At 64.4% G+C, this 20,281-nt stretch carries 22 protein-coding genes; 13 read left to right on the forward strand and 9 right to left on the reverse strand.

Annotated features, from left to right (window positions below; translation table 11 throughout):
- A complete protein-coding gene (locus KTJ87_RS01335) occupies positions 1 to 1,581 on the forward strand; it encodes a lysine--tRNA ligase (protein ID WP_267137261.1) in 1,581 nt (526 codons plus the stop codon).
- On the opposite strand, the gene KTJ87_RS01340 is transcribed toward KTJ87_RS01335, so the two are convergent.
- Positions 1,560 to 2,465, reverse strand: a complete 906-nt coding sequence (locus KTJ87_RS01340; protein WP_267137262.1) for a CHAD domain-containing protein — start codon at positions 2,463 to 2,465, stop codon at positions 1,560 to 1,562. The two genes, KTJ87_RS01335 and KTJ87_RS01340, sit on opposite strands and share 22 nt — an antisense overlap.
- A 97-nt stretch (positions 2,466 to 2,562) precedes the next feature.
- Between KTJ87_RS01340 and KTJ87_RS01345 the strand changes: the two genes are divergently transcribed.
- The 3 genes from KTJ87_RS01345 to KTJ87_RS01355 all read left to right on the forward strand — a co-directional run bounded on the left by KTJ87_RS01345 (position 2,563) and on the right by KTJ87_RS01355 (position 6,103).
- Positions 2,563 to 2,964, forward strand: a complete 402-nt coding sequence (locus tag KTJ87_RS01345; protein WP_267137263.1) for a DUF4864 domain-containing protein — start codon at positions 2,563 to 2,565, stop codon at positions 2,962 to 2,964.
- Positions 2,965 to 3,138: 174 nt separating this feature from the next.
- Entirely contained in the window at positions 3,139 to 5,421 is a 2,283-nt protein-coding gene (locus KTJ87_RS01350) for a glycosyl hydrolase family 28-related protein (RefSeq protein ID WP_267137264.1), read from the forward strand.
- Between the two features lie 112 nt (positions 5,422 to 5,533).
- A complete protein-coding gene (locus tag KTJ87_RS01355) occupies positions 5,534 to 6,103 on the forward strand; it encodes a hemerythrin domain-containing protein (protein ID WP_267137265.1) in 570 nt (189 codons plus the stop codon).
- A gap of 3 nt (positions 6,104 to 6,106) precedes the next feature.
- Here the strand turns inward: KTJ87_RS01355 and KTJ87_RS01360 are convergent, their stop codons facing one another.
- Complete coding sequence (locus KTJ87_RS01360; RefSeq protein WP_267137266.1) at positions 6,107 to 6,775, reverse strand: hypothetical protein; 669 nt, start codon at positions 6,773 to 6,775, stop codon at positions 6,107 to 6,109.
- 143 nt (positions 6,776 to 6,918) lie between these two features.
- Here KTJ87_RS01360 and KTJ87_RS01365 point away from each other — a divergent pair, with 143 nt between their 5' ends.
- Positions 6,919 to 7,458 carry an excalibur calcium-binding domain-containing protein gene (locus KTJ87_RS01365; protein ID WP_267137267.1) on the forward strand — a complete coding sequence of 180 codons (540 nt, stop codon included), beginning with the start codon at positions 6,919 to 6,921 and terminating at the stop codon, positions 7,456 to 7,458.
- A 66-nt stretch (positions 7,459 to 7,524) separates the two neighbouring features.
- A complete protein-coding gene (locus KTJ87_RS01370) occupies positions 7,525 to 8,106 on the forward strand; it encodes a rhodanese-like domain-containing protein (protein ID WP_267137268.1) in 582 nt (193 codons plus the stop codon).
- Between the two features lie 39 nt (positions 8,107 to 8,145).
- Here KTJ87_RS01370 and KTJ87_RS01375 read toward each other — a convergent pair whose 3' ends face one another.
- From KTJ87_RS01375 to KTJ87_RS01395, 5 genes are all read right to left on the reverse strand, one after another.
- A complete protein-coding gene (locus tag KTJ87_RS01375) occupies positions 8,146 to 8,838 on the reverse strand; it encodes an NYN domain-containing protein (protein WP_267137269.1) in 693 nt (230 codons plus the stop codon).
- Between the two features lie 133 nt (positions 8,839 to 8,971).
- Positions 8,972 to 9,529, reverse strand: a complete 558-nt coding sequence (locus KTJ87_RS01380; protein WP_267137270.1) for a nuclear transport factor 2 family protein — start codon at positions 9,527 to 9,529, stop codon at positions 8,972 to 8,974.
- A gap of 14 nt (positions 9,530 to 9,543) precedes the next feature.
- Positions 9,544 to 10,692 carry a thiolase gene (locus tag KTJ87_RS01385; protein ID WP_267137271.1) on the reverse strand — a complete coding sequence of 383 codons (1,149 nt, stop codon included), beginning with the start codon at positions 10,690 to 10,692 and terminating at the stop codon, positions 9,544 to 9,546.
- Positions 10,689 to 11,063 carry a Zn-ribbon domain-containing OB-fold protein gene (locus KTJ87_RS01390; RefSeq protein ID WP_267137272.1) on the reverse strand — a complete coding sequence of 125 codons (375 nt, stop codon included), beginning with the start codon at positions 11,061 to 11,063 and terminating at the stop codon, positions 10,689 to 10,691. The genes KTJ87_RS01385 and KTJ87_RS01390 overlap by 4 nt, the downstream gene beginning before the upstream one ends.
- 10 nt (positions 11,064 to 11,073) lie before the next feature.
- Positions 11,074 to 12,357: a CaiB/BaiF CoA transferase family protein gene (locus KTJ87_RS01395; protein WP_267137273.1), complete on the reverse strand. Its 1,284-nt coding sequence runs from the start codon at positions 12,355 to 12,357 to the stop codon at positions 11,074 to 11,076.
- Positions 12,358 to 12,533: 176 nt separating this feature from the next.
- Here KTJ87_RS01395 and KTJ87_RS01400 point away from each other — a divergent pair, with 176 nt between their 5' ends.
- The 5 genes from KTJ87_RS01400 to KTJ87_RS01420 are packed head-to-tail and all read left to right on the forward strand — an operon-like array spanning position 12,534 to position 16,673.
- Complete coding sequence (locus tag KTJ87_RS01400; protein WP_267137274.1) at positions 12,534 to 13,295, forward strand: SDR family NAD(P)-dependent oxidoreductase; 762 nt, start codon at positions 12,534 to 12,536, stop codon at positions 13,293 to 13,295.
- A gap of 19 nt (positions 13,296 to 13,314) precedes the next feature.
- Entirely contained in the window at positions 13,315 to 14,598 is a 1,284-nt protein-coding gene (locus KTJ87_RS01405; RefSeq protein ID WP_267137275.1) for an aromatic ring-hydroxylating oxygenase subunit alpha, read from the forward strand.
- Complete coding sequence (locus KTJ87_RS01410; protein WP_267137276.1) at positions 14,582 to 15,052, forward strand: MaoC family dehydratase; 471 nt, start codon at positions 14,582 to 14,584, stop codon at positions 15,050 to 15,052. The genes KTJ87_RS01405 and KTJ87_RS01410 overlap by 17 nt, the downstream gene beginning before the upstream one ends.
- Entirely contained in the window at positions 15,049 to 15,798 is a 750-nt protein-coding gene (locus KTJ87_RS01415; RefSeq protein ID WP_267137277.1) for a ThuA domain-containing protein, read from the forward strand. The genes KTJ87_RS01410 and KTJ87_RS01415 overlap by 4 nt, the downstream gene beginning before the upstream one ends.
- Positions 15,795 to 16,673, forward strand: a complete 879-nt coding sequence (locus KTJ87_RS01420) for an alpha/beta fold hydrolase (RefSeq protein ID WP_267137278.1) — start codon at positions 15,795 to 15,797, stop codon at positions 16,671 to 16,673. The genes KTJ87_RS01415 and KTJ87_RS01420 overlap by 4 nt, the downstream gene beginning before the upstream one ends.
- Here KTJ87_RS01420 and KTJ87_RS01425 read toward each other — a convergent pair.
- Both KTJ87_RS01425 and KTJ87_RS01430 read right to left on the reverse strand, forming a co-directional pair.
- Positions 16,663 to 16,989 (reverse strand): Rieske (2Fe-2S) protein, encoded by a 327-nt coding sequence (locus tag KTJ87_RS01425; RefSeq protein WP_267137279.1) that lies wholly within the window; start codon positions 16,987 to 16,989, stop codon positions 16,663 to 16,665. The two genes, KTJ87_RS01420 and KTJ87_RS01425, sit on opposite strands and share 11 nt — an antisense overlap.
- A 9-nt stretch (positions 16,990 to 16,998) precedes the next feature.
- A complete protein-coding gene (locus KTJ87_RS01430) occupies positions 16,999 to 18,162 on the reverse strand; it encodes an acyl-CoA dehydrogenase family protein (RefSeq protein WP_267137280.1) in 1,164 nt (387 codons plus the stop codon).
- Between the two features lie 126 nt (positions 18,163 to 18,288).
- Between KTJ87_RS01430 and KTJ87_RS01435 the strand changes: the two genes are divergently transcribed.
- Both KTJ87_RS01435 and KTJ87_RS01440 read left to right on the forward strand, forming a co-directional pair.
- Positions 18,289 to 19,254, forward strand: a complete 966-nt coding sequence (locus KTJ87_RS01435; RefSeq protein ID WP_267137281.1) for a thiamine pyrophosphate-dependent dehydrogenase E1 component subunit alpha — start codon at positions 18,289 to 18,291, stop codon at positions 19,252 to 19,254.
- Positions 19,255 to 19,266: 12 nt separating this feature from the next.
- Positions 19,267 to 20,280 carry an alpha-ketoacid dehydrogenase subunit beta gene (locus tag KTJ87_RS01440; RefSeq protein ID WP_267137282.1) on the forward strand — a complete coding sequence of 338 codons (1,014 nt, stop codon included), beginning with the start codon at positions 19,267 to 19,269 and terminating at the stop codon, positions 20,278 to 20,280.
- Position 20,281 lies beyond the last annotated feature (1 nt).

Consider the following 20,281-nt stretch of genomic DNA (forward strand, 5'->3'; position numbering starts at 1 on the left):
ATGTCCGATCTTCGCGACGCCGCGATGAGCTCCAAGGCCTGGCCCTTCGAAGAAGCGCGCCGCGTGTTGAAACGGTATGAAAAGGCGCCGCCCGCGAAGGGTCATGTGCTGTTCGAGACCGGCTATGGCCCGTCGGGCCTGCCGCATATCGGCACTTTTGGCGAGGTCTTGCGCACCACCATGATCCGGCGCGCGTTCGAGCTGATCTCGGACATTCCGACGCGGATGATCTGTTTCTCGGACGATATGGACGGGATGCGCAAGGTGCCGGGCAACGTGCCCAACCAGGACATGCTGCGCGAGCATCTGCAAAAGCCGCTGACCTCGGTGCCCGATCCGTTCGGAACGCATGACAGCTTTGGCCACCACAACAACGCAATGCTGCGCCGGTTCCTTGATACCTTCGGGTTCGAGTACGAGTTCTATTCGGCGACCGAGTTCTACAAGTCGGGACAGTTCGACGACACCTTGCGCCTTGCGGCGGAACGCTACGACGCGCTGATGGAGGTCATGCTGGCGTCGCTGCGCGAAGAGCGCCAGCAGACCTATTCGATCTTCCTGCCGATCCACCCCGAGACGGGGCGCGTCCTGTATGTGCCGATCAAGAACGTCGATGCCAGGGAGGGCACGGTCACCTTCGACGACGAGACCGGGCGCGAATGGACGCTGCCGGTCACGGGCGGGCAGGTCAAGCTGCAGTGGAAGCCGGATTTCGGTGCTCGCTGGGCTGCGCTGGGCGTCGATTTCGAGATGTATGGCAAGGATCATTCGACCAACACGCCGATCTACGACCGCATCTGCGAGATCCTTGGCATGAAGGCGCCCGAACACTTCACCTACGAGCTGTTCCTTGACGACAGCGGGCAGAAGATTTCCAAGTCGTCCGGCAACGGCATCTCGATCGACGAATGGCTGACCTACGCGTCGACCGAGAGCCTCAGCTATTTCATGTTCCAGAAGCCGAAGACGGCAAAGCGTCTGTATTTCGACGTGATCCCGAAGGCCGAGGATGAATACCACCAGCAGCTTCGGGCCTACCCCGATCAGGACGCCAAGGCGCAGGTGGCCAACCCGGTGTGGCACATCCACGGCGGCGCCCCGCCGGAAAGCCGCCTGGTGGTGCCGTTCGCGATGTTGCTCAACCTAGCTTCCGTTGCCTCGGCCGAAGACAAGGAGACGCTGTGGGGCTTCATCCGCCGCTATGCGCCCGATGCAAGCGCCGAGACCAATCCCGATCTGGATGAAGCGGCGGGCCATGCGGTGAAGTATTTCAACGACTTCGTGAAGCCACACCGCGTCTTCCGTGCCCCCACGGACACCGAGCGCGCGGCGATGGAGGATCTTGTCGCCCGGCTGAAGGTCTGGGACGGCGGCATGGATGCTGAGGCGCTTCAGTCGATGGTCTTCGCGGTCGGCAAGGACCACGGGTTCGAGCCGCTGCGCGACTGGTTCACGGCGCTTTACGAGGTGCTGCTGGGCGCCAGCCAGGGGCCGCGTTTCGGCGGGTTCATCGCGCTTTACGGCGTGGACGAGACTGTGCGGCTGATCGAGGACGCGCTTCAGGACAAGCCGGCAGCCTGATCGCGCCGCCAGAGCCGGTACCAGCGTGCCCAAGTCCTGGCCTGATGGTCCGGCTTGGCGGCGTGCACGAAGGCGCCAAGCGTGATCGCCTCGCTCTCAAGCCGAAAGCGTTCGGACCGCGCGGGATGCAGCAGCGTGCGCCGCGCGGTGTCGGGCAGGCCGGGGTCGTGAAGCTCTGCCTCGAACACCACGAGGTCGTGCTGATCGCCCAAGAGATCGCTCAGCCGGTCCGCGACGTCGATGTGAGGTCTGGTGATCTCGGGCCAGACGTCGCGCAGGAGCCGAAGGTGATACCAGTGGTATTTCACGCGCTTGCGCCAATCGTGCAGGTCTTCCGGGTCACGGCTGCTAGCGGCGCTGCGGCAGGCATCACGGGCGCGGTCCAGCGTCTGTTCCAGACCGCCGCGCAAGATGGCCTTTTCGCTTCCGCGCAGGGTCCAGTCGGGGACATCGTGGCGCAAGGACTGAAACGCGCGCCGTGCCTCTGCGGCGCGGGCGGGCAGGGTGCCGTCGCGCTCGGCGGCGTCGAGCCGGAGTGTCAGTTCACGGCGCACGGGCGCGATGGCGGGCCGGTCCACGCTGTCTGATGCAAGATCGGCGAGGCGGTCGTAGGTGTCGATCAGGGCAGCGCGGTCCCGGACGCCCGAGATGGCGCGCGCAGCGTCCCGCAAGTCCGCATTCACGTCCTTGTAAGGCTTGAATCCGGGGCGCACGAGCCGGATCAGCCCGCGCAGCTTCTTGGCGGACTTGCGCGCGGTGTGAATGTCATCGCCGGTGGGCGCGCCGCCGTCGAGGGCGGCGATTGCTTTGTCCAGTTGTTCGGCCGCGATGCGGCGCAGGGCATCGGCAAGAGTCGGGTCGGAGGCTTTGATGCGATAGCTCATGTGAAGGAAACTACACCAGAACGCAGGCGTTCCGGCTGAAATTTGAAACCGAAGCTGCCGCGCTACCGTATCTTGGTCAGGATAGAGGAGACGCGCCATGACCCGCCTGTTGCTCGCCACGACGTTCGCCGTGACACTCGCCTGCCCCGTCGCCGCGCAAGATGCGGATATCCAATCCGTAATCACATCGCAGTTCGATGCCTTTCGCGCCGACGATCTGAACGGCGCGTTCAGCCATGCCTCGCCGATGATCAAGGGCATCTTCGGCACGCCCGAACGCTTTGGCATGATGGTCCGCAACGGTTATCCGATGGTGTGGCGCCCGGCCGAGGTCGAATTCCTCGGGCTGCGCGCCGAGGATGGCCAACAGGTTCAGACGGTTCTGGTGACGGACGCGAACGGGGCGATCCACATTCTCGAATACGAGATGATCCAGACCGACGACGGCTGGCAGATCGACGGTGTGAGCCTTCTGAGGGCGCCAGCGCCCGCCGCGTGACACTGCGCACCTTGCGCGCGGTGCCGTCAGCCCGTGTTCAGGCATCCCTTCTAGGTCTTTGCGCGCCTTCGCGGCGTGTCCAATGTCCTTTTCGATCCCTCGCGCAGCAGCCCTTCCGGCTGCCGCGTTGGGACATGGGGCGGGTCGCGCCGCCCCATGGAAAGGGATCAGACGATGACCAATACCCCCGGCACGGTGATGCCGTCACCCTTTGCGGACGGCCTGCACCTGTGGTCGCGCGCGGATGGAACGGCGGGCAGCGCGACCTACGCGAATGCCGCTGACGCCGCACTTGTGCCTGCGGACGAGGATTTCGGCGGCTGTCTTGAGCTGCAGAAGACACAGACCACGCAGAAGCTGCGGCATATGTGCCAGACGCCGATGCGCACCGGATATTACCTGCGGATCACTGTCCGCGCCAAGGCGATCTCGGGGCCGATGCCGTCGATCCGCATTGCGGGCTGGGCCGGGCGCGGCAACGACATCCATGTCGGCGGGCTGGTCGAGACGGCGGGTTCCGTGGCGCTGACAAGCTACGGCGAAGAGGTGACGCTGACTGCCGTGATCGGGTCCGGCCAGCGCGACGGCGTCGATCTGGTGTGGGGGCAGGTGCCGGAGTACGGCTATTTCGGGATCGACCTGACCGGGCCGAACGGCGGCGTCGTGCGGATCGACGATATCGAGATCGCGGACATCACCGGCGAATATGCGCGCGAATTGCTCGACTGGGTGGATGTGCGCGACTACGGCGCGGTCGGCGACGGCGTCACGGACGACAGCGCGGCCTTCGAGGCGGCGGATTCGGACGGCCAGGGGCGGCGCGTCCTGGTGCCTGCGGGCACCTACTATCTGGGCACCAACGTCACCTTTGAAAGCGAGGTCCGTTTCGAGGGGCAGGTGGTGATGCCGGTCGACCGCATCCTGTCGCTGCGCCGGAACTTTTATCTCGACGCCTATGCAGCGGCCTTCGGCAGCGAGGTGACCGGGTTCAAGAAGGCGTTTCAGGCGCTGCTCAATTTCACCGACCACGAGGAATTGAACCTCAACGGGCGGCAGATCCAGGTCGACGCCCCCATCGACATGCAGGCAGCGGTCGCCAACAAGACCAGCTTTGCCACCCGGCGCGTCATCACCAACGGCACGCTGAACGCCGAAGCGTCGGCAAGTTGGGCGACATCGGTCGTCACCGCTTCGGCGACCTATTCGACATCGAGTGCCGGCAAGCTGCAGAACGTCACCAACATCGCAAATATCGCGGTGGGATCGCTGGTGGAAGGCAACGGCGTCGGCCGCGAGGTCTATGTCAAGGCGGTGAACGTGGCGGCGGGCGAGGTGACGCTGACCCAGCAGCTTTACGCCCCGGCGGCGACGCAAAGCTACACGTTCCGCAGGTTCCGCTACATGCTGGACTTCTCGGGCTTTGATAGCCTGTCCAAGCTGGTGATCTCGAACGTGAACCTGCAATGCGCGGGCGAATGCAGCGCGATCCTCTTGCCGCAGGACGGATCGCTGTTCGGCCTGAACGAATGCGACATCACCAAGCCGAAGGATCGCGGGATCACTTCGGCGGGTGGGGCTTGCCAGGGTATGGCCATCGACAACTGCCGCTTTTCGTCGAACGAAAGCCCGCTGACCGTCGCGGACCGCACGTCGATTGCGTTCAACGTCAATTCCAACGACCTCAAGCTGCGCGGCTCGTGGTTCCAGCATTTCCGGCACACCGCCGTTCTGGGCGGAACCGGGCACATGATCGTCGGCAATCACTGGTTCCAGGGCGACGATGCGACAAGCGGACTTCGCCGCGCAGGGATCGTGTTCACCGGCAAGAACCTCAAGTCGGTGGTGACGGGCAACTATGTCGACAATTCGTCGATCGAGATGACGAACGAGCACGATGCGACGCCCGATCTGGGGGTCGAATTCTCGTTTGGCGGGCTGACGATCACCGGGAACATCTTTACCTGCAACGGCGCGGCCAGCTGGTTCCGCTGGATCGTGGTCAAGCCCTATGGCGCGGGGCATTTCATCCAGGGCATGAGCGTCATCGGCAACACGTTCCGCACGATCAACGGCAACATCGCGCGGGCCGAAGGGATCGACGACAGCATCGCGGGGCTGGACCTGGGGCGGATGCGGAACATCGTGTTCTCGGGCAACACGTTCAACGGCGTGGATCAGACCTGCTTCAACCCTGTGACGCTGGAGTTCAACCAGAACACCAACCAATCCAACTGGGTGCTCAATGTCGGGGCCTACCTGCCGTTCGAGGGCTTCTCGCGCACCGTCGAGGCGGTAACGACGCAAGGCGTGATCCGCAACGCAGCGGGCGCGACGGTCTGGGCCATGCCCTATGCGACCACACGCGTCGGGGCGAACGAGAACCAGGTTCAACTCAGCTGGCCCGAGGCCTGCCGCGGGACCGTCCAGATCACGGCGAGGATGGACACGCCGATCTAGGCGGGCCTGGCACGCGGCTGATCTGCCCTGACGCGCCGACCCTGTGCGCGTCAGGGGGTTAAAGTTTCGACGCAGCGCTTACATCAAGGGGCAACCGCACAAGAGGTGCCCCTTGACCGACATCGACCTTCAACCGCTCGACAGCCGCGAGCATCTGCCCGATGCACTTCGCATCCTGATCGAAAGCTATCCGCGCGAAAGCTGGGAGACACATCCCAACTTTGCCGGGCTGGTGCAGTTCTGGCTGGAGCGGCACCTGATGTTCCGCAAGCTGATCGGAACGATCTCGCATGACGTCGACAAGGTGCTGGACGGCAAGATGCCCGATGCCGAGTTTCGGCCGCGCCTGTCGCGGTTCGGGAACATCCTTCTGGGCCAGTTGCACGAGCATCACACCATCGAGGACACGCATTACTTCCCCAAGCTGGTGCCGCTGGACCGGCGCATCGAGCGCGGGTTCGAGTTGCTGGACTCAGACCACCATGCGCTCGACGGGTTCATGCAGGGTTTCGCCGAGGGGGCGAACGGCGTGCTGCAGGTCGAGGGCAAGCCGTCCAGGGATACCGTCGCGGCCTTCCAGACCGAACTGGCGCGCTTTGGCGGCCTTATCCACCGGCATCTGGAGGATGAGGAAGACCTGATCGTTCCCGTGCTGCTGAAACACGGGGCGCCGGGGCTGTGATGCTCAGAACGTCTGCCACACCCCAAGCGTGATGCCATAGGCATCCTGTCGCATCAGGTCCTTGTCGACGCTCAGGGCAAGGCGCCTGCGATCATCGACGGCCCAGATCAGGCCAGGCCCGACGCGCAAGTGGTCGCCGCCGCCTGAATATTCGCCCCAGTTGGCTTGCAGCAGGATGCTCCACGCCTCGGAAAGCGCAAGCCCGACGGTCAGGTCGGCCTTTACCGCCACGCCCGAGGTCTGCCGCCACAGCGCAGCCGCATCCGCCGCAACCCAGCCTCGGCGGTTGCCAAGTGCAAATCCGCGCCCCCAATGCGCGCCAATCAGGCCGCGCGCCTCCCATGCCGGGCCTTCGGCGCCCGCACCCGCCGTGACGGCCAGCTTGTGTGCGCCAAGCGTCAGCCCGCGCCGGAGCGCAACAGTCACGTCCATACGCCCGGTGCCCTGGTCATAGCCGCCGTCCAGCACGAATGTCAGGCGCGGCGTCAGCCCGTGTTCGGCGTAAAGCATCGCGGTGCTGCCGGGGCGGGCGCGGCCGGTGAACACCAGCACCGGATCGCCCGACAGGCGCTGCGAGAGGGCGACAAACGTCTCGCCCTTGTCCCTTGGCCACGGCCCGGCCTGCGCCGGGGTCGCCAGAAACAGCATCATCAAGAGGGCAAGCAGGCGCATCGGCGGGACCTTTCCACCGCAACTCTGCCTGCCACATGGTAAACAGCTGATTAAGGCCCGGCGCCCGCAGGATCACGGCTCGATCATTGCGCTGCCCCGCAAATGCCCCGCTGCGGTCACAAAGACCGGGCAGAATTTCCGCCATGTCAGAGGACTCGCTCAAGGCCGTTTTCCGTGAACCCGCAGCCGCAAGCCGCCGGGACCGGAAACGCGCAGCGCAAGCCGAGAAAACGAAAGCCAAGGCAGAGCCCAAACCGCAATTCGCGCCCGCACGGTCGGTCCTGCCGCCCTTGAACAAGGCCGCACCGATGTCGCGCCGGGCCCGCAGGGCGCAGCGTATCCGGGACAAGCTGTTCTCGCCGACCCGCATCATCACGGCGATCCTTTCGATCCCGGTGATCGCCGTTGCGGTCACGATCTCGCTCTACATCCGCACCAGCCCGCACGCGCCCGAGAACGCGCTGATGCACCTTGTCGCCATGTCCGGTTGCGAGGGCGCGGCGCTTGTCGGACTGGCCCCGGCGACGAAAGGGCGGCTGGGGTATCACGACCGCAACGATCCAGATGGCAACGGCGTGGCCTGCGAGACGGCTGACCAGATCGCAGCGGCCGAACAGGAACGCCTTCCCGGCGAAGAGACGGCGCTTCGGGTCGTGGGTGGCGCGAAGTTCGTCAAACCCTAGACGCAAGGCTTGCCTGACGGCGCCCGACCTGTTTCGCTGGACGTCGTCCAGACAAGAGGTTCAAACATGCGCATGTTTCTTTTTCTCTCGGCGCTGGTCGCCGCGCCGCTGCACGCCGAAGACGCCGTGAACATCAGCCCCGGCGTGGCGTCTGTCTCGGTCGAAACTCCGCGCGGCCCGGTCGAGATTTCCCGCATTCAGGACACGAGCAACGTCATCACCGGCGAGTTCGCCCGCACCTCGCGCGACTGCCCGAACTTCTGCATCCAGCCGATGGAGCCTGCGCCGGGCGTGCGGACCATTGGCGAATTGGAACTGCTCGACGCCTTGCAGGACCCGGACGTGACGGTGATCGACAGCCGTGTGCGCCCCGACTGGCAGACCGGCACGATACCCGGCGCTGTCTCGATGCCCTACACCGAGATGGCCGACCGCCTGCACGAATTGGGATGCGAGCCGGACTTCGACGGGTTCATTTGCGACGACGCGGGGCAGATCGTGCTGTTCTGCAACGGACCGTGGTGCGGCCAGTCCCCGACCGCGATCCGGCGCATCATCGAGGCGGGCTATCCGGCAGAGCGGATTTCCTACTATCGCTGGGGGATGCAGGGCTGGCGGATGCTGGGGCTGACGGTGGCCGCGCCGTAGCGGCGGCGGGCAAGGCGACGGCTGCCGAAAGCGATTGGCCTACGCGGTCCTGACTGCCTTCTGGACCACGCCGCCAAAGCCGCCGGGGCGAAAGCGCACCATCGCCTCTGGGCCGCGCGGATCGAGGTCGAAAAGCTGCGGGCGCGCGGACAGGTAGGCGTGCCAGTTGCCTTCGGTGCGGGTGCTGATCCGCACACCGTGGGCAGCGTGCATCTTCGCACCCAGTACCGCGATCCGCATGCCCGCGCCGCCCTTGCCGTGCGCGGCGATCATGTCGCGAATCCTGATATCGAGGTCCGACACATTTGGCGCCGTTGAGGGCACAAGCGCGATCGCCGGGGCAGGGCCGATCTGAACGAATGCCGTGCAGCGGGCCCGGAAGGCGCCCGGCGCCTTCGCCTCGCCGATGCCGATGACCTTTGCCCCGTGTTCCCGCAGCCGTGTGGCCAGATGGGTGAAATCGCCGTCAGAGCTTGCGATGACGAACCTGCGCATCCCGCGACAGAGAAGCTGCTCGAGCGCATCGAGGGCCAGCAGGATGTCCGCTGCGTTCTTGCCGGTTCCGGCGTGCAACATCTGGTAGCCGGGCGCCCCGTGCCAGTCCGAAGGGCGCTGGGCGTCGGCATAGACGCGGATGATGGAAGGATCGCCATGCTGCGCGGCGACAGACAGGATACGCGCGGCGTGCTTGCCGCTGATGTTGTCGCCATCGACCAGCACGGATACCGACATCGGGCGCCTCCCCAGACCAAGACCTGCGGGTAGCCTTTCAGGGAAATGAGCCAAAAGTTCGGCAACGTGCGGTTGCTGTCTGCAACGATCGGGGCCGGGCGCATACGGATGCGTTCCCGGCCCAGGGCTTGTGTCATGCGCCTTCGTAGTGACGGGCCCATGTGTTGTAGCAGTCGAGCGTTTCGGGATAGTCGGCGTCGCGCTGGTCGCCGTAGGCGCGCATCCGTTTCTTCGATCCCAGCGCCTCGGGGTATTCCTGCACCGGAACATAATAGAGGAACTTCAGGAGGCGGCGCGAGAACTGCCAGACGCCGTTCGTGCGGCGGTATTCGTCCTCGTAGCGCAAAGACCCGACGAGGGTCTGGCCGTTGCGGTGCGCTTCGGCGTGGCAAAAGCATTGGCCGGTTGCACGGTCGGTGTCCGTGTCGTCGAAGACGATCATGTTGTCGTGGGTCCAGTGGACCGAGATCGCAAGCACTTCGAACCGCTTGCGATACATCTCCATGATCGCGTCGATGCCCTTGCCTTGCATCATGCCGTCCTGAGAGCGGACCTCGGCATCATCGGTGAAGATCGAGCGCAGGAGCGGGACATCGCGGTCGTCGCAGGCCTGACAATACTTCGCGATCAGTTCCAGGATCTCGTTGCGGCTTTCCAGCCGGTCGAGGCGTTTCAGAATGTCGTCGGTCATTGGGTCCTCCCTGTTCAGACGGTCGCGGGTGAGCCGAAGATCAGCGTCGCCTGACTGGACAGCACGCCCCCGTTGCCGTGGCTTACGGCGATCTCGGGAGAGTCGAGCTGACGTGCCCCCGCCTCGCCCCGAAGCTGGCGCACGGCCTCGACCATGGTGAAGAGGCCGTACATGCCGGGGTGACAGCAAGAGAGGCCGCCGCCGTTCGTGTTGACCGGCAGCGTCCCTTGCGGCGCGATGGCGCCCGAGGAGACAAAGCGACCGCCTTCGCCCTTTGGGCAAAAGCCGAGGTCTTCGAGAAACAGGATCGTGTTGATGGTGAAGGCGTCATAGAGCTGCACGCAATCGACTTCGTCCGGGGTGATCCCGGCCTGCGCCATGGCCTGCGGTCCGGTGATCGCGGCGCCAGTGACTGTCAGGTCGGGCATCGATGCGATTTCCTTGTGGGTCACGGTCTGCGCCCCGCCCAAAAGCGGGATCGGCGCGCGGGAGTCGCGCGCGCGATCGGCGCGGGTCATGACGACGGCAGCGGCGCCATCGGTGACAAGGCAACAGTCGCGGGCGGTGAGGGGCGACGACACCATGCGCGAGCCGAGTACGTCATCGAGGCCAAGTGGACCCGTGCGGAAAGCCTCGGGGTTCAGGTTGGCCCATGCCCGGGCGGCAAGCGCGACCTGCGCCAGATCCTCGCGCGTGGTGCCGAAGTCGTGCATGTGCCGACTGGCGGCAAGGGCATAGCCGCCGACCGGCATCATCGCTCGGTGCGGCGCCTCGTAGGCCGACGATTTCAGCGCCGACACCAGCCCCCCCGACGCGGTGCGCTGGTTCGAGCCGTAGGTGATAAGGGCGACGTCGATCAGCCCGGCGTCCAGCGCCAGCGCCGCGTGGATCGCATGGCACAGGAAAGACGAGCCCCCAGTGCGGTTGTTGTCGGTGATCTTCGGCTGAATGCCCAGGTATTCGGCCACCGCCAGCCCGCCGAGGTAGTCGTCGGGCAGGGCGACGAACAGACCGTCCACCTCGTCAAGGCCGATCCCGGCGTCATCGAGGGCGAGGTATCCGGCCTGCGCGGTCATCTCGAGCGCGGTATGTCCGGGGCATTCGCCGATGCCGAAGGTCGCAGCCCCGACAACGGACGTCCGAGCGCGCGGAAAGCCGGTCATGTGCGGTCTCCTGCGGGTTCGAACAGAACATGGGGCACGTCGGCCTCTGTAACGATATGGGCCTGAACGGTCATTCCGATCGTGACCGTCTCGGGGTCCGTGCCGACAACCTCGGACAGCATTCGCCCGCCTTCCTCAAGGTCGACGAGGACGATGGCGCGCGCTGCGGCGTCACGCTTTCGCTGGATCGTGACCGCGTGAACGGTGCCCCGTCCCGATACCTCGGTCCAGTCGCCAAGCTCTCCGCCACCACCGGGTCGGCGCAGGCGGGGGGGGAAGATGGTCAGTCCTGAAACCGGATCGCGTTGCAGCATGAAGCGTCCATCTGCAAGGCAGGCCAGATACCGAGCTTCGGTGCCGGTGTCGTTCACGGTGTTCCCCTCAGATTATGTTGCGCTTGCGCAGGTCCTTGATCTTCTCGTCGCTCAGCGACAAGCGTTCCCGCAGCAGGTCTTCGGTATGCTCGCCCGCAAGGGGCGGCGCGCAATTGTAGACGACGGGCGTTCCCGAGAATTTCAGGGGGCTGCCCACGACCCGCACATCGCCGACCTTGTCATGTGTCAGCGTCACGAACATGCCGCGTTCGGCGAGTTGTTCATCCTGTTCGATGTCGGGCATGTCGTTGATCGGGCCACAGGACACCTTTGCCTCGTTTATGACCTTCATCCAGTGCAGCTTGCCGTGGTGGGACAGCGCCTCGGTCATGTCGCGGGACAGGGATTCGCGGTTGGCGAGCCGGTCCCGAGACCGCGCATATCTTGCGTCGCTGGCCCATTCAGGATGCCCCAGTACCTCGGCCAGTCGGGCAAACTCGCGGTCGTTGAAGGTTGCGATCAGGACGTGGCCGTCCGCGACCTCGAACACCCCGTTCGGCACGGCGGTGGGGTGTTCGTTGCCGGTGCGCGGCAGGAGCGCGCGGGTGTTGAGCCAGGACGACAGCGAGTTGAGCAGCAGGGCCACCTGCGAATCGAACAGCGAGATGTCGATGTGCTGACCCTTGCCGGTCTTCTCGCGGTCGATGATGGCGGCGAGAATGCCGATGACTGCGTTGTTGCCTGCGGTGATGTCTGCAATCGGCACGCCGACCCGCATCGGACCTGCGCCTGTCGCGCCGTCGGGCAGGCCGGTGACGGCCATCTGTCCGCCCATCGCCTGCACGAGGTAGTCATAGCCCGAGCGATCGGAATACGGGCCTGTCTGGCCAAAGCCGGTGATCGAGCAGTAGATCAGGCGCGGGTTGATCCTGGCGAGGTCCTCATATCCAAGCCCGTAGCGCGCAAGCGTCCCGGTGCGGAAATTCTCGATCAGGATATCCGCTTCCTTCACGAGACCACGCAGGATTTCGGCGCCGTCCGGAGAGGCGAAGTCCAGGGTCAGGGAACGCTTGCCGCGATTGACGGTCTGGCAATAGGTGCTTTGCTGGATCGTCTCGTCCGGGGAAGACACCCAAGGCGGGCCAAGCGTGCGCAGATCGTCACCGCCGCCGACGCGCTCGATCTTGACGACGTCCGCCCCAAGGTCCGCGAGTGTCTGGCCGGCAAGGGGGCCTGCGACCACCCGGCTGAGGTCGAGAACCTTCGTTCCCGCCAGGATGCCGCCGGACATCGACTTCGGCTTCGAAGCAGAATCGTCCGCCGCTGCCAGCTTCACCGAACTGTCGCTCATCAAGTTCCTCCCATTGTCTTCGCTGCAGGCTGCGCCAAGGTTGCGCATTATGCGAAGGATGGCTTATTGGTATACAATAGGTTGGCCGCGATATACATGTAAAGAGCAATCATCGGCATGCCTGTTGCGTCGCTCCGCCTGGCGACCCAGCATGTGGGAAAGGGAGGAAAACGGGCATGGACCTTGGCCTGAAGGGGAAGAAGGCTGCAGTAACCGGTGGCAGCCGGGGCATCGGAAAGTCCATCGCCACGCTGCTTGCCCAGGAAGGCTGCGACGTTTCGATCTGCGCGCGCGGACAGGATGCGATTGCGGCCACCCGGGCCGAGATCGAGGGTCACGGGGTGCAAAGTTTCGGCACCGCGCTGCAGGGCCGCGACGGAGAATCGGTGCGGACATGGATGCGCGACACCTGCGAGACGTTCGGCGGACTCGATGTTCTTGTATGCAGTCTTTCGGCCGGGGGCGGCACCAACGATGAACGCTACTGGTACCGGTCTTTCGAGATCGACCTGATGAGCGCGACGCGCGCGGTGGAGGAAGCCTATCCGCACCTCAAGGCAAGCGGGAGCGGCTCGATCCTCATCGTTTCCAGCATGGCTGCGGCAGAGACGTTCGTGTCGCCGATGGCCTACAACGCGATGAAGGCGGCGCTGGTGACATGGTCCAAGCAACTGGCCGAGCACTACGCGCCCAAGGGCATCCGGGTGAACTGCCTTCAGCCGGGGCCGACGATGTTTCCGGGGTCGAACTGGGAGATGATAAAGGTCGCGCGGTCTCGCATCTACTCGGGCGTGCTGCGGCAACAGCCGACGCGCCGGATGGGCGAGGCCGAAGAGATCGCCCGCGCAGCGGTGTTCCTTGCCAGCCCCGCCGCCCGCTGGGTGACGGGCGCGACCCTGCGGGTCGACGGCGGCTACACCAAGGGCGTGCAATTCTAATTCGCGTGAGGAGACACAGATGACCATTCAACGCGTCAAGCCGGGCGACTTCACCAAGACCCCGGTCGAAAAGACGGATGACCCAGATTTCGGCACCGACGTGATCCCGAAGGAACGGTACACCAGCCGCGACTTCATGCAGAAGGAATGGGATCGGCTCTGGACGAAGGCCTGGCTTTGGGGCTGTGCCTCGCAGGATATCGAGGAACCGGGCGACTACATCGTCACGTCGATTGGCAAGGAAGAAATCCTGCTGACGCGCCAGCCGGACGGGACCGCGCGCGGGTTCTACAACGTCTGCCAGCATCGCGGGAACCGCATCATGATGGGGCAGGGCAACGCGACCACGTTTCGGTGCAACTATCACCACTGGGAATACAGGCTGAACGGCGAGTTCGAGAACATCCCCGACGCCGACAGCTTTCCGCAAGGCAAGCCGCCTTGCGGCGGGCTGACCGAGGTGCGGGTGCAGGAATGGAACGGGTTCGTGTTCTTCTCGCTCGACCCCGACGGCGAGTCCTTCGACGACTTCATCCACCCGCTGAAGGAGCATCTGGGCCCCTATCACTTCGAGCGGATGGTCAAGGTCACCGACTGGACCGTGGAGTGGGACTGCAACTGGAAGACCAGCGTGGACGCCTTCAACGAAAGCTACCACGTTCAGGGCATCCACCCCGAATTGCTGTATTTCATCGAGGACAAGCACCTTCAGATCGACACCTATGAGAAGCACAACCGCTATCTCATCCCCTTCGCGACGATCAGTCACCGGGTGAACGAGACGACCGAAATCCCGCACCTCATCAAGCACGCGATGAAGGAGGCGGGCATGGACCCCGCGGATTTCGACGGTCGGGTGAGCGAGATCCGCGGCGCGCTGCAAAAGTTCAAGCGCGAGAACGGCCCCGCCATGGGCATCGACTATTCAGAGTTGAACGACGAGCAGCTGACGGACGACTACCACTACATGATCTTCCCGAACATCACGATGAACACCCACGCCGAAGACCTGATGATGTTCCGCCAGCGCCCGCATGAGACCGACCCGGACCGGATGTATTTCGACGTGCAGATGTTCAAACTGCTGCGCAAGGACGAGGAACGCCCGCGCAAGCCGCGCAACGAGCGCTTCAAGCATGGCGAGCGGTCGATGGGGCTGGTCCTCGACCAGGATGCGGCAAACCTGCCGGGTGTCCAGCGGGGGATGCACTCGGCGGCCTTTGACGGGCTGTGGCTGGGCGATCAGGAACTGCGCATCCGTCACTTCCACAAGGTGCTGATGGATTATGTCGGACAGGATTGATCCGCACCCTGAGCGGAAATGGGAAGACCTTGAAATCGGCGAAGAGACGCGATCCTCGCCGCTGGTCGTGACCGCCGAGGACATCGTCGCCTTCGCGGGCCGCTACGATCCGCAGTACTTCCACAACGACCCCGAGGCGGCGAAGGAGTCGCTGTTCGGCGAGCTTGTGGCCAGCGGCATTCACACCGCCGCGCTCTGGCGGATCATGGATCATGAGGTGAACGGAAATATCGACTGGGTCTGTGGCGTGCAGTGGGACAACGTGCGCTGGCGCCGCGCGGTGCGGGCGGGCGACACGCTTGTCGCGTCGTCGCGTGTGATGTCGAAGCGCCCCTCGCAAAGCCGCCCCGGCGTGGGTCTTGCGGTGCTGGCGCACTGGGTGACCAACCAGGACGACGAAGTGGTGTTCAGCTTTTCCTCGACCGATCTGGTCTATCGGCGCGTCGGCGAATGACATACCCGCCACGCTGCGAGACTTTGCTCATCACCGGCGGGCCATATCACGACATGGACCATGCACGGCTCATGCTGCTGGGCTATATGGCCGAGCGTGAGCGGATGCGGGTCACGGTGCGCGACAGCTACGATCCGGCAGCCATTTCCGAAGTGAACGTCCTTGTCACCTATACCTGTGACATGGTGCCGGACGGGCCGGCTCTGGATGCGCTGGAGGCGTTCCTCGCGCGCGGCGGGCGCTGGTTCGCGCTGCACGGCACGAATTCGCGGATGATCCTGAACGGCGACGATCCGGTGATCTGCCCGCCCCTGCCTGCGCGGTTCCTGCATCTGCTGGGCAGCCAGTTCGCCGCCCATCCGGCCCCCGGACGGGTCAAGGTGAAACCAGTGGGGGGGCACCCGCTGACCGATGACATCGGCACGTTCTTTGTCGAGGACGAGCAGTACCTGCAGCACCATCTGCCCGGCAACGAGGTGCTGTTGACCACGAGTTTCGAGGGTGAGACGCCGCTGTTCGAAATGCGTGACTGGCCCCTGTCAGAGCATCAGGTGATGTACCGGCGCGATCATGGGCCGGGGGCGGTGCTGTACCTGACGCTTGGGCACACGCGGGGGCGCTATGACATGCGGCCCGTGACAGAATTCTATCCCTTCGTCGAACGCGGGTCATGGACCCATCCGACGTTCCAGACCCTGATCCGCCGCAGCCTGAGCTGGGCAATGAAAGAGGACCCTTTCGCATGAAACAGGCGATTGTCGAAGACGGCGCCACGCTGGTCGAGCTTGCGATGGACGACGGGGTGGTCCTGCGGGCCGAGGTGTTCGGGAACCCTAACGCGCCCGGTCTGTTGCTCGCCCATGGCGGCGGGCAGACCCGCTATGCCTGGAGCCGCGTGGCCAAGCGGCTGGGCGACGATGGCTGGTATGCGATGGCGCTCGATCTGCGCGGGCATGGTGAGAGCGACTGGCACGACGGTGCCAACTATGCGCTGGACCGCTACGGGCGCGATCTGGTCACGGTCGCCGCGCATTTTGCCAAACCGCCTGTCCTGGTCGGCGCGTCGCTGGGGGGAAACGCGGGGCTTCTCGCTGCCGGACGGTTCGCCAAGGGCGTATTCCGCGCGCTGGTCCTGGTCGACATCACGCCGAAGATCGACGAACGCGGCGTGGACAAGATCATCGGGTTCATGGGCAAGCACCTGGAAGACGGTTTTGCAAGCTACGAGGAAGCCGCCGAGGCGATTTCGGCCTACATGCCGGATCGGACGGGCCGCAAATCAAACGTCACCTCGCTGGCGCGCTACCTGCGAGAGCGGCCCGACGGACGCCTGCGCTGGCATTGGGACCCCGCCTTCATCATGGGCCGCAAGTCGTCGCGGCTGAGTTCCGATACGCTTGACCAGCTGAACGCGGCGCTGGGCGCGATCGAGGTGCCGATCCTGCTGATCCGGGGATCGAACAGCGATCTGGTGAATGACGAGAGTGTCGCCGAATTCCAGCGCGTCGCTCCCCATGCCATGTTTCGCGACGTAACGGGTGCGGGGCACATGATCGTGGGCGACCGCAATGACGCCTTCGCTCAGGCGCTGGAGGAATTCCTCGCCAGCCTCAGCGACTAGGGCGCACGAGCACGCGGCGCCCTTCGATCTTCACGTCGAACTTCGGCAGGTTCGGGCAGGCGGATTTCGCCTTGCCCGTGCGGATGTCGAACCGCGCACCGTGGTGGGGGCAGGTGATTTCGCCGCCCTCCACCTTGCCGCCTTCGAGCTTGCCGAAGGAATGGGTGCAGAACCCCGAGAAGGCCACGATCTCGCCCGCCGGGTCACGGGCCAGCATGACCTCCTGGCTGCCGATGGTGGTGAAGAAGACGCCCGTCTTCGGCACCTGCATGGTGGAACAGGCGTCTTCATAGTCCTTCTGTCCGCCGGGTAGCATCCTGTCCCCTTATCCGGTCCGCTGGTTGAACCGCCGCCCGATCATGGCCGAGGCGATGTTCACCTTCTGAATGTCGATGGCACCGCCGGCAATCCCCCAGCCCCAGCTGTCGCGCAGGCGCCGTTCCATCGGGTATTCCTTGGAATAACCGTAGCCGCCCATCAGCTGCACGGCGGTGCCGGTCACTTCGCGGCTGATCTCGTTGGCGTAGCATTTCGCGATCGAGCTTTCGAGGATCGACGGCATGCCGTTCTCGGCGTTGCTGGCGGCGCGGTGAATCAGAAGGCGGGCGCCTTCGACGCGAATCTTCATCTCGGCCAGCTTGATCTGCACGGCCTGGAATTCGACGATAGGGCGCCCGAACTGCTTGCGCTCCTGCACATAGGCCTGCACGTTCTCGAGCGCGCCCGAGGCCTGGCCCAGCGACATGGTCGCATTGCCGCAGCGTTCGAGATCGAAGGCTTCCATCAGCTTCTTGAAGCCTCCGGCGGGCACGATCACGGCATCGAGCGGCAATTCCACGTCGTCGAAGTTGAGATCCGACGACGGGATGCCGCGAAAGCCCATGAGCTCTTCCTGCGGGCCGAAGGACAGGCCGGGCGTGCCCTTTTCGACAAAGACCGCGCCGATTCCCTTGGCGCCGGGATCGTCGGACATCCGGCAGTACACGACGTAGCCGTCGGCATGGCCGCCGCCCGAACACCAGCGCTTGGTGCCGTTAAGAATGACCTTGTCCCCCTGGACGACCGCCTTGGTCTTGAGGTCGGTGAGGGCAGACCCTGCATCCGGTTCGGACATCGACACGGCCACGACGGCCTTGCCTGCGCAGACGCGTGGAATCACGCGCTCTTTCAGGCTTTCCTGCGCGAAATGCTCGATGGCGCGGATCGGGCCGACGCAGGATTCGAAGATCGGGAAGGCCACCGCCGAGCTGATCTTGGCGAACTCTTCGACCACCAGCAGGGCCTCGAGGTTGCCAAGGCCGAGCCCGCCGTATTTCTCGGCCACGTTGATCCCGAGAAAGCCCATGTCTGCATACCGCGCGAGCCATTCAGCCGGGACGGGCTTGTTGGAACTCTCAAGCTCCTTGGCCAGGTCCGGCAGCTGTTCCTGCGCAAAGCGCCGGGCGGCCTCTTGGAGGCTCTTCTGATCCTCGGTCAGTTGGAAGTCCATGGAGCCGTCTCCTCCGCTCTGGATACAAAAACAGGTCTTTTCATATACAGGAAAATCTGAAATGAATATATGCAATCGCCGAAAAAGCGCAAAAATTGACACTGTGGCGTGCCGCGGGAGGATACAATGCAGCAAAGTCCAGACCAGATTCGGCAGGCCTATCGGCAGATGCGGTTGATCCGCGAGTTCGAAGAGCGGCTGCATGTCGAAAGCCCAAAGGGTGAGATCGCGGGCTTCACCCACCTCTATTCCGGGCAGGAGGCCATCGCCGTCGGCGTGTGCGAGAACCTGCGCGACAGCGACTTCATCATCTCGACCCACAGGGGACACGGCCATTGCCTTGCGCGCGGATGTGATCCCAAGGGAATGATGCACGAGATCTATGGGCGCGCCGATGGCCTTGGTAAAGGGCGCGGCGGGTCAATGCACATTGCCGATCTCGACAAGGGAATGCTTGGCGCGAACGGCATCGTTGGCGGCGGGCAGCCCATCGCCGTGGGCGCGGCGGTAGCCTGCAAGGCGCGGGGCGACGGGTCGGTCTCGGTCAGCTTCACTGGCGATGGTGCGTCGAACCAGGGCACGGTGTTCGAAGCCATGAACATGGCGGTGGTGTTGAAACTGCCCAAGGTGTTCGTGCTGGAGAACAACGGCTACTCGGAACACACCGGAGCCAGCTATGGCATCGGCGGCGACCTCAAGACCCGCACGGAAGGATTCGGCATCCCGGTGTGGGAAGCGGATGGATTCGACTACTTCTCTGTATACGAAGCGGCGGCCAAGGCCATCGACCATGCCCGCGCGGGCAAGGGCCCAAGCGCCATCCTGGCCACCGCGACGCGCTACTTCGGGCATTTCGAGGGCGATCCGCAGAACTACCGCGCCAAGGACGAGGTCAAGACGTTCCGCGAGACCAAGGACGCGCTCATGCAGATCCGCAAGAAGGTCACGGGCGCAGGTATCTTCACCGAGGAGGAGTTGGACGCCATCGACGACGAGGTTCTGAAGCTGATCGACGCGAGCGTCGAGAGCGCGCGCAATGGCCCGGTTCCGGGCGCGGACATCATGATGTCCGATGTCTACATCGACTACTGAGGGAGGCGCGGAATGGCCGTATTGACGATGCGCGACGCGCTGAACCAGGCGCTGCACGAGGAAATGGAACGCGATCCGCGCGTGATCGTGATGGGCGAGGACGTGGCCGGTGGCTCGGGCGGAAGCTCGGGCAACATCGAGGCCGCGGGCGGCATCTTTGGCGTGACCAAGGGCCTCAAGACGAAATTCGGCGCCGACCGGGTGATCGACACGCCGATCTCGGAAAGCGCCATCGTCGGGCTTGCGAACGGCTCGGCCCTGGCCGGGATGCGGCCCGTGGCGGAATTGATGTTCGCGGATTTCGTCGGTGTCTCGCTCGACCAGATTTTCAACCAGATGGCCAAGTTCCGCTATATGTTCGGCGGTAAGGCCAAGACGCCAGTGGTGCTGCGCATGAGCATGGGCGCTGGCATGAACGCCGCCGCCCAACACAGCCAGACGATCTATCCGATGCTGACCGCCGTTCCGGGCCTCAAGGTCGTCGTGCCGTCGAACCCGGCGGATGCGAAAGGCATGATGAAGCAGGCGATCCGGGACGACGATCCGGTGATCTTCTTCGAGCACAAGGCGCTTTATTCCAAGAAAGGCGAGGTGCCGGACGGTGAATTTCTTGTCCCCTTCGGCGAGGCAGACCTTGTGCGCGAAGGCAAGGACGTCACGGTCGTGGCCCTGGCCCGCATGGTGCCCTTCGCGATGAAGGCGGTCGACAAGCTGGCCGAGGAAGGGATCACCTGCGATCTCATCGACCTGCGCACGACATCGCCGCTGGACGAGGAGACGGTGCTTGAAAGCCTGTCGATGACCGGGCGGCTGGTCGTCGTGGACGAGTCCAATCCGATGTGTTCCATCGCCTCCGAAATCGCCGGGATCGCCGCGTCGAAGGGCTTTCACAGCCTCCGCGCCCCGGTTCAGAAAGTGACCGCGCCGCATACGCCGGTGCCCTTCGCCAGGGAACTGGAACGCATGTATGTGCCCAGCCCCGGCGATATCGAAGCCGCGATCCGCCGCGTGATGGAAGGAGTGTGAG

The organism is Anianabacter salinae, assembly GCF_019061145.1.
In the GTDB taxonomy this organism is placed as follows: Bacteria; Pseudomonadota; Alphaproteobacteria; order Rhodobacterales; family Rhodobacteraceae; genus Anianibacter; species Anianibacter salinarum.